This window comes from Halarcobacter mediterraneus (assembly GCF_004116625.1).
Taxonomy (GTDB): Bacteria; Campylobacterota; Campylobacteria; order Campylobacterales; family Arcobacteraceae; genus Halarcobacter; species Halarcobacter mediterraneus.
The window spans coordinates 186,153-198,261 of the sequence record NZ_NXIE01000002.1 but is presented as its reverse complement, the minus strand read 5'-3'; the positions used below and the strand labels follow the sequence as shown (position 1 = coordinate 198,261).

The following is a 12,109-nucleotide window of genomic DNA, read 5'->3' as shown; positions in this document are numbered from 1 at the left end:
CACTTTTACTGCTTATTAGATAGGTTTATAATACTTCTTTCGTACTCTTCTTCAAACATTGAAAAGTTTTTTATCTCTTTAGGAACTTTTAAATCTAAAATCTCAAAAACATTTAAGCCATTTTTATTTCCATATTCTAAAGTTGTTTTTAAAAAATTTAGATATTTGATATCTAAATCAAGAGGAGTTTTATCTTTAAAAGCTTTCCCATGTCCTGGAACACAAATATCATAATCTATTTTTTTTAATAAGTTTAGACTATTAACCCATTCTTTTAAATTAGCATCTATAGTTGCCAAAGCTCTATTATTAAAAACTAAATCTGAAGCATATAGGATATTTGTATTTTTGTCATAAATAACTAAATCACTTTTTGTATGACCTTTAAGATAAAAAAAGTGTAACTTATATCCATCAAAATCTTTATTATCATTTTGTAGTATTATGTCCACATTTTTTATCTTAGTTCCTTTCATAGTTTCACCTAATAGGGCAACTAAATTCTTTATATAAAGTTCTCCATTTTTTTTTATTTCTTTTGCAGTGAATTTATCTGAATAAATTGTTGCATTCTTAAAAGCATTATTCCCTAAAAAATGATCTGAGTGATGGTGGGTATTTATTATATGTTTTACAGGCTTTTTAGTTTTTTCTTCAATAAGTCTTTTTACTTGATTTCCATAGGCAAAAGAACTACCTGTATCAATAAGTATAACACTTTTATTTGTTTCTATAAATGATACATTAGCAATATCTCCACCATTTTGTATAGAAAAGTATTCTTCTTTGCCATAAATATAATAGCTATTCTTTGCTAGTTGAATAGCCTTTAAGTTATAATCAAAGTCTTTTGCAGAAGTTACTGCAATAAAGGCTATTATTAGTATAAAAACTCTCATTTTTTACTACTTAAAAGAAATTCATTTCCTGATGTATCATGAAGTTCTAATATAAAGTTTTTTGTTTCTTCTTTTGTTTCAAAAGTGAATCTAGGGTTTTCACTAATTGATGAATAGGTTTTTATAGTTGATAAAACTATATTTTTATCTGTTTTTATTCTTATTTTATTTATATAAAATTCTTCATTTCCAAAAACTAATCCTGTTTCCATTGGATGAAAGATTGAACTTTTTATTTTAAAAGTAGTATTGTTTTTATAAACTGAAATCTTACCCTTTCCCAAAAGTTTTTTTAATTCTTCATTTAAAGAAGAAAGACTACCAACAGAACATCCTCCACCAAAACTTTTTATATTTTCACTTCCAATATGCCAAAGACCATTTTTATCTAAAACTAGGGCTCTTATTGGTGTTTCTTGAGCAACTTTAATATTTAATGAAACTATGGGTAAAAGTTTTTCTAAATCCATATCTATAATTTTTGTAATAGGATTAAAGTCTGCAAAAAGTATTAATCTTTTTGCATTTTTTATTTTTTTTGCATCTACAAAAATAGGAACCTGAAGTGGATTATCTGCAAATTTTGGAACTTTTATAAGTATATTTTTATCATCAAAAACATACTTTTCATCAGCAATTATTTCTTTCCTAATATCATCAAAGTTTGGTGATGAAATAGGGTTTTTTGCATATAAATTAATACTTGCAAAAAGAAATATTATAAGAAGTAATACTCGTAGCATAAGAAATCCTTTTAAAATTGATTTTTAAAATTATATTCTTATTTTATAGCCTTATTATAGCTATGTTCTTATGCTAAATTAATGCTATAAATGCCATTTATATTATTTTAAATATAAAAATAAAATCTTATAAACAGTTGATTTTATGGTGTTTGTCTTAATTTAAAATAGAAAAAAATAGAAAAGTCTAAATTATCAATAGTTTTATAGCAATAAGATTATTAAAAAATAAAGATAAAAAAATCAAAACAATATTTTTATTTTTTTAAAAAATATTAATAGATTATAAATCTATTAATAAAAGCCATTTTTATATTGATTCTTTTTATAAATAAATTATTGAATTTTATTAATTTCTTTGCTTGCTATAATCTAGCTATATCGAAGAGTTATGATTTTCCCCATAAAGTTTTGATAAATGAATTTTGAGTGGAGTTTATTTATTAACTTTGAATTTATCATAAGGGGAAAAGGATGAAGAAGCTTGGTTTATTGAGTTTACTTACGTCAGTGGTATTAACATCAATGAATGCTGGGGAATTAGATTTAATATCTGATTTAAAGGTCAGTGGAGATGTTAGAGTAAGAGGTGTTTCTGTAGAAGGAGATAGTTCTGCTGGATTAAATATGGATAAACAAGAATTTGAATCAAGACTTAGATTAAATCTTGATTTTACAGTTGATGAGGTGGTAAAAATTCATACAAGAATTGTTGCAGATAATAATGCTTGGGGAAATAATGATAATGATGAGTTTACCTGGGATGAAGCTTATGTAACGGTTCCTTTTAATGAAAATAAATTTTTATTAGCTGGTAGAATTGAAGATAGCTATGGTACAAAATTTTATGGTAGTAATGGAGACCCTATTGATTTGGCATATGTAGGATACAATCCTCGTCCAGATATTCTTTTATATGCCTTTGATTATAAAGCTGTTGAAGGTTCTGTAACTAATCAAAGTTCAAGTTTAGGAATTAGTGGTACAGGAGATGGCGATTTTGATGCTTATTCTGTTGGTGGGCAAATTACAATAGATGAAATGCTATTAGGTGGAAGATATGTATATTTACAAAATAATACAGAAGTCCCAGATGGTTTTGCTGATGCTAATAGCCATATGTTTAATGCTTTTGCTTTAGGAAAATATTCAGGATTTGAAATTCAAGCACAAGTAGAAAAAAGAACAGGAGACAAATATTCATCAGGAATTGTAGATGAAAAAATGTTTGGAGCATATTTAAATGTAGCAAGAAATTTTGGACCATTAAAAGTTGGAATTGCAGCGCTTACTACAGAAGAAGGATATGTTTCAGGTCCAGATTTACCAGTATCTTATTTAACTAATGATGATTTAGGAATGGCAGCATTAGGAAGAGTTGGTTTTTATGGAGATACAAGATTATTTGCTTTAAATCTTGGATATAAAATGAACAAAGATTTAACACTTGAAGGAAATTTAGCACATCATTCAATTGATGATATGGGTTTTAATAATATAAATGAAGATATAAAAATAACAGAGTACAATTTAGGAGTCTCTTATAAACTTACAAAACATACGAATGTTACTCTTAGATATGCAAAAGGAAATTTCGATGAGGATAATTTAAAAGATATTGAAACTATAGTTGCAGCAGTTGAGATTAATTTTTAATCATAAAATAAAAAGATTCTTATGAATCTTTTTATTTAAAAAATCACTTTTTCTATAATTCTTTTTATATCTTTATTTATTTGTTTTATTATTTTTTCATCTTTTTTTAAAGCTTTATAATTTATGTATGAAATATAAAAATGTGCTTCTTTCTTTTCTTTATAAACTGCTATACTAAAAGGACAAAAAACTATATTATCTATATTTTCATCAAGTAGTTTAAAACTTAATGAGCCTTTACAAAAAGCAATTTTTTTACCAAAACTTAATTTACTTTCTTTATTTAATAATTTTCCTACTTTTTTTGTAAGTTTTGCAAAGTCACCTTCATATACTATATTGTAGCCATTTGCTAAAAGTTCACTTTTTAAAAACATATAAGCAGTTTCAATATTATTGTTTTCTATTTTATACTTTATATAAGAATTATTTTTTTCTTTTGAAAATAGGAGTGTTAATAAGATAAGAGATAAGAGTAAAACTTTTTTAAACATTTTTTCACCTTTTTATTTTTTTAAGTATATGAAAAATTTATAGCTGTAGTTTAGCATCTGGCTAAATTGACGCTATAAATTTGTAATAAAATATAAAATAAATATAGAAAGAAGTCTTTATGAATAAGTGTGAAAAGAATATTTTAGAATTTAATAATGTAAATTTCTTTTATGGAAAAAAACAGATATTAAATGATGTAACTTTTAATATTAAAAAGGGTGAGTTTTTTGTTTTACTTGGATTAAATGGAGTAGGAAAGTCAACTATTTTCTCTCTTATTACAAGATTATTAAAACTTGAAGATGGAAAAATCTTTATAAATGGTGAATCTATAGAAAATTATACAAAGTCATTAAAAGATATTGGAGTAGTTTTTCAAGAAGCTACTTTGGATTTAGATTTAACAGTAAAACAAAACTTATATTATTATGGAGCATTAAAAGGGCTTGCCTTTGAAGAGAGTTTAGAAAGTATTAAAAAAGAAATAGAAAAACTAAACTTAGATAAATTTCTTGATACTCCAGCAAGGAATTTAAGTGGAGGACAAAGAAGAAAAGTTGAAATACTAAGAGCCTTAATAAACAAACCAAAACTTTTACTTTTAGATGAACCAACAGTAGGACTTGATTTAAAAGCAAGATTTGATATTTTAGATTATGTAAGACAATTAGTTAAATATAAAAACTTATCAGTTCTTTGGATTAGTCACTTATTTGATGAGGTAGAAAATAAAGATAGCATAGCTTTAATTAAAAATGGAGAAATTATTGAACAAACAAAGGTTGAAAATTTGCTTTTGAAATATGAACAAAAGAATTTAGTAGATATCTTTAATGAAATAATGGAATAAAAATGAATATATATTTTAATTGCCTAAAAGGTATAGTTTATAAAGAGTTAATAAGGTTTTTTAAACAAAAAAGTAGATTTTTTTCAGCTTTAATTAGACCATTATTATGGTTATGTATCTTTTCAATAGGTCTAAAACCAAGTTTAGAATTAATACTAACTTCTCCTTATGAAAAAGCAGTGGATTATGAAACTTATATTATTCCCGGTTTAGTAGGTATGGTTATACTTTTTAATGGAATGCAAAGTTCTTTAACTATGATTTTTGATAGAGAAATGGGTAGTATGAAAATTTTATTAGCTTCTTATATAAATAGAAATTATCTTATTTTTTGTAAAATGTTTGCTACTTCAATAGTTTCAACAATACAAGCTTTGACTTTTTTAATTGTAGCAAGAATATATGGAATTGAAATTAGCTTTTTTGCTATTATTCTGACTGTTCCTCTTATAATTTTATCTTCAATAATTTTAAATGCTTTTGCACTTTTTTTATCTTCAGTTATTAAAGAGTTAGAAAATTTTGCTTCAGTGATGAATTTTGTTATCTTTCCAATGTTTTTTTTAAGTTCAGCTTTATATCCTTTATCTCAAATAAAAGAAGCCTCTTTTTTAATATATAAGATTTCTTGTTTCAATCCTTTTACATATATGATTGAAGCAATAAGACATAGTTTATATTTTCAAATTGATATGTACTCTTTATTAATATTATTTTGTTCTTTTATTGTTTCATTAGTAATTGCATTTTTAGGTTTTAAAGTAAAAAAGGTAAATAAATAAAGATTAAAACATAGTATAACTATGTTTTAATCTTCTTCAGGAAGTGTTTCTAAATAGCTATAAATAGCCCAAAGTGCAGAATTAGGAATTATATCATCTGGAAATGGAGGCATATATACATTGTCATTTCTAACAACTCCAGCTCTAACCATACCCGCAAAATATTCATCATCTCCATCTGTTAATAATCTTAAATCTGGTGCAATTCCACCTGATTTTCCTTCTAAACCATGACATCTAGCACAATTTTGATTATATGCAGTTTTACCTACTTCTATTGCTTTTTCATTTCCAGAAAAAGGATTTGTATATACGTCATATCCAATTTCTGGTAAACCTTGTGTATCTACTTTTTGAGGTGCAGCATCACCATGAGCAAATGCTAAAGTAGAAGTTATTAATAGTGAACATGTAATTTTATTTATAATGCTCATATTGTTCTCCTTTTAAAATTATTAGTGAAAGTATATCTTGCTTTTATAGCCTGATTATAGCCATGAAATAGGTTCTAAGAGATACTTTTATAGCATAAATAAAGCAATATAATGAAAAAAAATAGTTCATAAATATTTTATTTTTATAATATTCTCCCAAAAAATCAATAATTAGAAAAGTTTTTTTGTATTGGCTAAATTTAAGCTATAAAACTACATTAAGATTACGTAATCTTTTTAAAAATACTTTACTTTCTCATAAATAAAGAGTTTTAAAAAGTAGACTATAAATTTTCATATAGGAGAAAAAGATGAGTAATCACTTAGTAAGGAAGGTTGCAGCTGTAACACTTCTTGGTTTACTTGGGGTTCAGGCTGGTTTTGCTGATACTAAAACTAGTAAGGTAACTTGGAATGATATTCTAAATGACCAAGAGAGTACAGAAAATGTTTTAGGTTATGGTATGGGACCTAAAGCACAAAGATACTCAAAATTAACTCAAATAAATACTAAAACTGTAAAAGATTTAGTGCCAGTTTGGAGTTATTCTTTTGGTGGGGAAAAACAAAGAGGACAAGAGTCACAAGCTTTAGTTCATGATGGAATAATCTATGTAACGGGTTCTTATTCAAGATTATTTGCATTAGATGCAAAAACAGGAAAAAGAATTTGGGAATATAGTCATAGGTTACCAGGGGATATTAGACCTTGTTGTGATGTTGTAAATAGAGGTGCTGCAATTTTTGGAGATAAAGTATTCTTTGGAACACTAGATGCAGGAATTGTAGCTTTAAATAAAGATACTGGAAAAGTAGTTTGGAAAAAAAGATTTGGATATGATGATAATCCAAAAAGAGGCTACAAAGATGGTTATACAATGACTGGTGCTCCAACAATTGTAAAAGATAAAAAAACAGGAAAAGTTCTTCTAGTACATGGTTCATCTGGAGATGAGTTTGGTGTATTAGGTAAATTATTTGCATTAGATCCTGATACAGGAAAAGAAGTTTGGATGAGACCGCTTGTTGAAGGACATTATGGTAGATTAAATGGGAAAAAATCTACTCCATCAGGAGATCCTAAAGCTCCATCTTGGCCAAATGATCCTAAAAACCCAACTGGTAAAAAAACAGCTTGGAGTCATGGTGGTGGTGCTCCTTGGCAAAGTGCTAGTTATGATGTAAAAACAAATACTATTATTATAGGAACAGGTAATCCTGCACCATGGAATACATGGGAAAGAACTGCTGATGGTGGAGATCCAAGAGATTGGGATAGTTTATATACTTCAGGACAAATTGGAATTGATCCAACAACTGGAGATATTAAATGGTTCTACCAACATACTCCAAATGATGGTTGGGATTTTTCTGGTAATAATGAATTAGTTTTATTTGATTATGTAGAAAATGGAAAAACTATAAAAGCTACAGCTCATGCAGATAGAAATGGTTTCTTCTATGTAATTAATAGAGAAAATATGAAAAAAGCAAAACATCAAAGAGAAGATCAAGCTAGAAGATTTATAAAAGCATTCCCTTTTGTTGATAAAATCACTTGGGCAAGTCATATTGATGAAAAAACAGGAAGACCTGTAGTTGATATAAATCAATATCCACCTCTTCCAAAAGAAGGAGAAAGTAAAGGTAAAGCTATTCAAGTTGCTCCTCCATTCTTAGGTGGTAAAAACTGGAATCCAATGGCATATTCACAAGATACAGGATTATTTTATCTTGGTGCAAATCATTGGGAAGAAGACTATTGGACTACGCCTATTAAATATAAAAAAGGTGCTGCATATTTAGGTCAAGGGTTTAAAATCAAAAAAACTTATGATGACCATGTAGGTGTTTTAAGAGCTGTTGATCCTGTTAAAGGTGAAATTGTATGGTCTCATAAAGAAAAACTTCCATTATGGGCTGGTGTTTTAGCTACTAAAGGTGGACTTGTATTTACTGGAACTGGTGAAGGTTATGTAAAAGCATTTGATGCAAAAACTGGTGAAGAGTTATGGAAATTCCAAACTGGTTCAGGAATTATCTCTTGCCCAATTACTTGGGAAGAAGATGGAGAACAATACATTGGTTTAGCAAGTGGTTATGGTGGAGCTGTTCCTTTATGGGGTGGAGACATGGCTAAATTAACTAAAACAGTTTCTCAGGGTGGATCATTCTGGGTATTCAAAATAAAAAAATAAGTTTTATATAAAAAGTAGATAGTAGTTTTACTATCTACTTATAAAGGTGAGTTATGAAAAATATGATTTTAATATTATTAGTGTTTTTTTCTTTTTGTAAGGCTGACATTAATGAAGAACTTTATCCTACTATAAATGGATGTAAGTTAGAACCTAAAACAAATTGTCCTAATGTTGATTTGAGTAATCAAAACTTATCAGACTTGGATTTAAAAGATTCTAATTTAGAGGGTGCAAATTTTGAAGGTGCAGTTTTAGATGGAGTTGATTTAAGTCATTCTAAATTAAAAGGTGCAAATTTTAAAAATGCTAAATTAAGACATGCAATATTAAACCAATCAGATATGAGTAGGACTAATTTAGAAAATGTGAATTTAGCAAGGGCAGATTTAAGGCATGCAAATATTAGAGCTACAAAAGCTTATAATGCAAATTTTGATGGAGTAAATGCTTGGGCACTTTTTGGACAAGGTGGAAAGTATGATGGAGCATCATTTTATGGTGCAAACTTAAATTTTGCACGAATGAGTGGAGCAAGTATGAAAGATTGTAATTTTCAAGCTTCTAATTTAGAAGCAGCAAGAATGGGAAGTATAGATTTTTCAGGTTCAAACTTCACAAATGCAAATTTACAGGAAGTTAAAATTCCTAACTCTTCTTTATATAAAGCAAATTTAACAGGAGCAAGATTGCATTATGGTAATTTTGCAGATGTTTTAATGGATAAATGTATTAATTGTCCAGTTGATTGGTAATAATAAAAGATAGCAAAAATATAATGCCTATATTCTTGCTATATTTCTTTTATATACTTTTATAAATAAACTTTGAAAGGAGGGAACAAACATGAAATGGGAAACACCTACATTTGTTGATAATAGATTTGGTTTTGAAGTTACAATGTATATTTGTCATGAATAAGAACATATATAATGTAAACGATTTTAATCTTATCCCTAATTTTAAATATTTATAAGTCGGGTACTCCCGACTTATTTTTTATAAAAGGTTTTTTTAACTTTTTATAAAGAATAAAGGAAACAAAAAATGAGAATAGAAATTTTAGGTTCTAGTGCAGGAGGAGGACTTCCTCAGTTTAATTGTAATTGTAATAATTGTAAAGGTTATAGAGAAGGTAAAAAGAGTATAAAAAGAAGAACTCAAAGTTCTATTACTATTAGTGAAGATGGTGAAAATTGGGTTTTATTTAATACTTCCCCTGATATTTTGGAACAAATACATAATTCATCTTTTTTACATCCTACAAAACCAAGAGAAACTAAAATTAAAGCAATTATTTTTATAGATGCTCAAATTGACCATACTACTGGACTTTTGATGCTACGAGAAGGCTGTCCCCATGAAGTTTATTGTACTAAAGAAGTTAATGAAGAACTTAATACTTCTTTCCCTTTATTTAAAATGTTAGAGCATTGGGATGGAGGAGGAACTATTTATAATGAAATTATTCCAAATTCAAAATCTTTTGAACTTCCTATTATGCCTAATCATGAATTTTATGCACTTCCTCTTATTTCAAATGCGCCTCCATATTCTAAATATAGAGATAAACCTAGAAGTGGAGATAATATTGGAATAGTAGTGAAAAATAAACTTACAGGTAAAAAACTTTTTTATCTTCCAGGTTTAGGAGTTTTAGAAAAACATATTATTAAAGAAATGTCTCAAGCTGATATTTTATTAGTTGATGGAACTTTGTGGACAAATGATGAAATGATAAAAAATGGATTTTCACAAAAACTTGGAACAGATATGGGACATATACCATTATCTGGAGAACATGGACTTATTAAAATACTAGATACTTTAGATAAACCTAGAAAAATATTAATTCATATAAATAACACAAATCCAATTTTAGATGAAACAAGTAAAGAATATACTGAACTTATCTCCCATGATATAGAGATATCTTATGATGGAATGAGTATAGAAATATAAAACTAAAGGAGAACAGATGAGTAAAGTACTAAATAAAAATGATTTTGAATTAAAATTAAGAGATATGGGACGAATGTATCATATTCATCATCCCTTTCACATAAGAATGTATCAAGGCGAGTGTTCAAAAGAGGAGATACAAGGTTGGGTTGCAAACAGATTTTATTATCAAACAGCTATTCCTATTAAAGATGCAGCAATTATGTCAAATAATCCACCGTTAGAAGATAGAAGAAAGTGGATTGATAGAATTATAGACCATGATAGTGTGGGTGGAGGAATTGAAGCTTGGTTAGAACTTGGAGAAGCAGTTGGTTTAAAAAAAGAGGATTTACTTTCTCATAAATTTGTTTTACCAGCTGTTAAATTTGCTGTTGATGCTTATGTAAACTTTGCAAAACAATCTCCTTGGAAAGAAGCTGCTATGTCTTCTTTAACTGAAATGTTTGCACCTCAAATTCATCAACAAAGACTTGATACTTGGCCTAAAAATTATCCTTGGATAGAACAAAAAGGATTAAGATATTTTCAAAAAAGATTAAGTGAAGCAAGAAGAGATGTTCAACATGGACTATCTTTAACTTTGGAAGAGTTTAATACTTTACAGTTGCAAGAAAGAGCTTGTGAAATTTTACAATTTAAATTAGATATTTTGTGGACTATTTGCGATGCTTTATATTTAGCATATGAATTAAAAAGACCACCTTACTTTAATATTAAGGATTGTCATGCACAAAGAAAAATTACTAGTAATTAATGAACATTTTCAATTACAATATGAAGAAGCGCAAGAGTGTTTTGTACTTTTATATCCAGAAGGAATGGTTCAATTAAATCAAAGTGCTGGTGAAATAATGAATCTTTGTGATGGAACAAATACTTCAATTGATATTACAAATATCTTAGAAAAAAAGTTCAATATAAAAGATTTACAAAAAGATGTAGTAGCCTTTTTAGAAGAAGCAATAAATAGAAAGTGGGTGTTTTATGGAAACTAAAATTAAGCCACCTCTTTGGTTACTTCTTGAGTTAACTCACAAATGTCCTTTAGAGTGTACTTATTGTTATAATCAATTGGATTTTGCTAAAACACAAGATTCTATGAAAAAAGAAGATTGGTTTAGAGTTTTGCAAGAAGCTAGAAATATGGGTGCTGTACAATTAGGGATTAGTGGAGGAGAACCTTTACTAAATAAAGATTTATTAGAAATAGTTAAAAAAGCAAGTGATTTAAAGTTTTATACAAACCTAATAACCTCTGGATTAGGAAGAGATTTAAGTATCGTAAAAAAGCTAAAAGAAGCAGGTTTAAAAACTGTACAGTTAGCAATCCAATCAGCAAATGAAAAAACTTCTATGCTAATTACAAATAATAAAAATGCTTTGAAGGATAAAATAGCTTTTGCAAAAGAGTGCAAAAAAAATGGCTTACAACTTATTGTTAATAGCTGTATAACAAGACAAAATATAGCTGAGGTAGGAGAAATAATTGAATTTGCAGAATCTTTAGGGGCAAACTATTTAGAAATAGCAAATATTCAATATTATGGATGGGCCTTAAAAAATATAAATGCTCTTTTGCCTACAGAAGAACAGTTGAAAAAAGCTAAAGAAGTAACTGATTATTATCGAGAAAAAAGAAAAGATATGAAAGTTTTTTTTGTAGTACCTGATTATTATGCAACAAGACCAAAAGCCTGTATGAATGGTTGGGGTAGTACTTTTTTGACAATAAACCCTGATGGAGTTGCTCTTCCTTGTAATACTGCAAATACTTTACCTTTGAAATTTCCAAATGTTAAAGAATATTCTATAAAAGAAGTTTGGGAAGAATCAGAAGCTTTTAATTATTATAGGGGTGATAAATGGATGAAATCTACTTGTAGAACTTGTCCTGAAAAAGAAAAAGATTTTGGGGGTTGTAGATGTCAAGCCTTTGCTTTAACAGGTGATATGCATGAAGCTGACCCTGTTTGTGATAAATCAATTTATCATAATAAAGTTTTACAAAAAGTAGAAGAAGCTTTAGTAAGTAGTGAAAAGCCTATTTATAGAAATAGAATTAACTCTATTAAATTTTCTAGTTAAAA

The 12,109-nt window shown here is 27.6% G+C and carries 14 protein-coding genes; 10 read left to right on the top strand and 4 right to left on the bottom strand.

Annotated features, from left to right (window positions below):
• Nucleotides 1–5 precede the first annotated feature (5 nt).
• The gene (locus tag CP965_RS05160) at nt 6–899 is read right to left on the bottom strand and encodes a quinoprotein relay system zinc metallohydrolase 1 (protein WP_129061009.1); all 894 of its coding nucleotides are present in this window, start codon (nt 897–899) and stop codon (nt 6–8) included.
• Entirely contained in the window at nt 896–1,642 is a 747-nt protein-coding gene (locus CP965_RS05155) for a quinoprotein dehydrogenase-associated SoxYZ-like carrier (RefSeq protein ID WP_129061008.1), read from the bottom strand. The genes CP965_RS05160 and CP965_RS05155 overlap by 4 nt, the downstream gene beginning before the upstream one ends.
• A 474-nt stretch (nt 1,643–2,116) precedes the next feature.
• On the opposite strand from CP965_RS05155, the gene CP965_RS05150 reads away from it, so the two are divergent.
• Nucleotides 2,117–3,298: a porin family protein gene (locus tag CP965_RS05150; RefSeq protein WP_129061007.1), complete on the top strand. Its 1,182-nt coding sequence runs from the start codon at nt 2,117–2,119 to the stop codon at nt 3,296–3,298.
• Between the two features lie 35 nt (nt 3,299–3,333).
• On the opposite strand, the gene CP965_RS05145 is transcribed toward CP965_RS05150, so the two are convergent.
• Nucleotides 3,334–3,792 carry a hypothetical protein gene (locus CP965_RS05145; RefSeq protein ID WP_129061006.1) on the bottom strand — a complete coding sequence of 153 codons (459 nt, stop codon included), beginning with the start codon at nt 3,790–3,792 and terminating at the stop codon, nt 3,334–3,336.
• Between the two features lie 119 nt (nt 3,793–3,911).
• Here CP965_RS05145 and CP965_RS05140 point away from each other — a divergent pair, with 119 nt between their 5' ends.
• Nucleotides 3,912–4,643: an ATP-binding cassette domain-containing protein gene (locus CP965_RS05140; protein WP_129061005.1), complete on the top strand. Its 732-nt coding sequence runs from the start codon at nt 3,912–3,914 to the stop codon at nt 4,641–4,643.
• A gap of 2 nt (nt 4,644–4,645) precedes the next feature.
• Nucleotides 4,646–5,425, top strand: coding sequence for an ABC transporter permease (locus tag CP965_RS05135; RefSeq protein ID WP_129061004.1), 780 nt, complete (start codon nt 4,646–4,648; stop codon nt 5,423–5,425).
• A 26-nt stretch (nt 5,426–5,451) separates the two neighbouring features.
• Here CP965_RS05135 and pedF read toward each other — a convergent pair whose 3' ends face one another.
• Nucleotides 5,452–5,859: a cytochrome c-550 PedF gene (gene pedF / locus CP965_RS05130; RefSeq protein WP_129061003.1), complete on the bottom strand. Its 408-nt coding sequence runs from the start codon at nt 5,857–5,859 to the stop codon at nt 5,452–5,454.
• A 311-nt stretch (nt 5,860–6,170) separates the two neighbouring features.
• Here pedF and CP965_RS05125 point away from each other — a divergent pair, with 311 nt between their 5' ends.
• The 7 genes from CP965_RS05125 (at nt 6,171) to pqqE (ending at nt 12,107) form a co-directional block, all read left to right on the top strand.
• Nucleotides 6,171–8,057 carry a methanol/ethanol family PQQ-dependent dehydrogenase gene (locus CP965_RS05125; RefSeq protein ID WP_129061002.1) on the top strand — a complete coding sequence of 629 codons (1,887 nt, stop codon included), beginning with the start codon at nt 6,171–6,173 and terminating at the stop codon, nt 8,055–8,057.
• Between the two features lie 53 nt (nt 8,058–8,110).
• Nucleotides 8,111–8,812, top strand: a complete 702-nt coding sequence (locus CP965_RS05120) for a pentapeptide repeat-containing protein (protein WP_129061001.1) — start codon at nt 8,111–8,113, stop codon at nt 8,810–8,812.
• A 91-nt stretch (nt 8,813–8,903) separates the two neighbouring features.
• Nucleotides 8,904–8,978 carry a pyrroloquinoline quinone precursor peptide PqqA gene (gene pqqA / locus CP965_RS05115; RefSeq protein ID WP_129061462.1) on the top strand — a complete coding sequence of 25 codons (75 nt, stop codon included), beginning with the start codon at nt 8,904–8,906 and terminating at the stop codon, nt 8,976–8,978.
• A gap of 126 nt (nt 8,979–9,104) precedes the next feature.
• On the top strand, nt 9,105–10,019 hold the full coding sequence (pqqB, locus tag CP965_RS05110) for a pyrroloquinoline quinone biosynthesis protein PqqB (RefSeq protein WP_129061000.1): 915 nt from the start codon (nt 9,105–9,107) through the stop codon (nt 10,017–10,019).
• A 16-nt stretch (nt 10,020–10,035) separates the two neighbouring features.
• Complete coding sequence (pqqC, locus tag CP965_RS05105) at nt 10,036–10,776, top strand: pyrroloquinoline-quinone synthase PqqC (RefSeq protein ID WP_129060999.1); 741 nt, start codon at nt 10,036–10,038, stop codon at nt 10,774–10,776.
• The gene (pqqD, locus tag CP965_RS05100) at nt 10,748–11,017 is read left to right on the top strand and encodes a pyrroloquinoline quinone biosynthesis peptide chaperone PqqD (RefSeq protein WP_129060998.1); all 270 of its coding nucleotides are present in this window, start codon (nt 10,748–10,750) and stop codon (nt 11,015–11,017) included. The genes pqqC and pqqD overlap by 29 nt, the downstream gene beginning before the upstream one ends.
• Nucleotides 11,007–12,107: a pyrroloquinoline quinone biosynthesis protein PqqE gene (gene pqqE, locus CP965_RS05095; RefSeq protein ID WP_129060997.1), complete on the top strand. Its 1,101-nt coding sequence runs from the start codon at nt 11,007–11,009 to the stop codon at nt 12,105–12,107. Before pqqD ends, pqqE begins: the two co-directional genes overlap by 11 nt.
• Nucleotides 12,108–12,109 lie beyond the last annotated feature (2 nt).

What these genes read in the sequence shown, in the direction of transcription:
- CP965_RS05160 (WP_129061009.1), bottom strand. Translation starts at nt 899, where the DNA reads ATGAGAGTTTTTATACTAATAATAGCCTTTATTGCAGTAACTTCTGCA.
- CP965_RS05140 (WP_129061005.1), top strand. Translation starts at nt 3,912, where the DNA reads ATGAATAAGTGTGAAAAGAATATTTTAGAATTTAATAATGTAAATTTC.
- CP965_RS05145 (WP_129061006.1), bottom strand. Translation starts at nt 3,792, where the DNA reads ATGTTTAAAAAAGTTTTACTCTTATCTCTTATCTTATTAACACTCCTA.
- CP965_RS05120 (WP_129061001.1), top strand. Translation starts at nt 8,111, where the DNA reads ATGAAAAATATGATTTTAATATTATTAGTGTTTTTTTCTTTTTGTAAG.
- pqqE (WP_129060997.1), top strand. Translation starts at nt 11,007, where the DNA reads ATGGAAACTAAAATTAAGCCACCTCTTTGGTTACTTCTTGAGTTAACT.
- pqqD (WP_129060998.1), top strand. Translation starts at nt 10,748, where the DNA reads ATGCACAAAGAAAAATTACTAGTAATTAATGAACATTTTCAATTACAA.
- CP965_RS05125 (WP_129061002.1), top strand. Translation starts at nt 6,171, where the DNA reads ATGAGTAATCACTTAGTAAGGAAGGTTGCAGCTGTAACACTTCTTGGT.
- CP965_RS05150 (WP_129061007.1), top strand. Translation starts at nt 2,117, where the DNA reads ATGAAGAAGCTTGGTTTATTGAGTTTACTTACGTCAGTGGTATTAACA.
- CP965_RS05135 (WP_129061004.1), top strand. Translation starts at nt 4,646, where the DNA reads ATGAATATATATTTTAATTGCCTAAAAGGTATAGTTTATAAAGAGTTA.
- pqqB (WP_129061000.1), top strand. Translation starts at nt 9,105, where the DNA reads ATGAGAATAGAAATTTTAGGTTCTAGTGCAGGAGGAGGACTTCCTCAG.
- CP965_RS05155 (WP_129061008.1), bottom strand. Translation starts at nt 1,642, where the DNA reads ATGCTACGAGTATTACTTCTTATAATATTTCTTTTTGCAAGTATTAAT.
- pedF (WP_129061003.1), bottom strand. Translation starts at nt 5,859, where the DNA reads ATGAGCATTATAAATAAAATTACATGTTCACTATTAATAACTTCTACT.
- pqqC (WP_129060999.1), top strand. Translation starts at nt 10,036, where the DNA reads ATGAGTAAAGTACTAAATAAAAATGATTTTGAATTAAAATTAAGAGAT.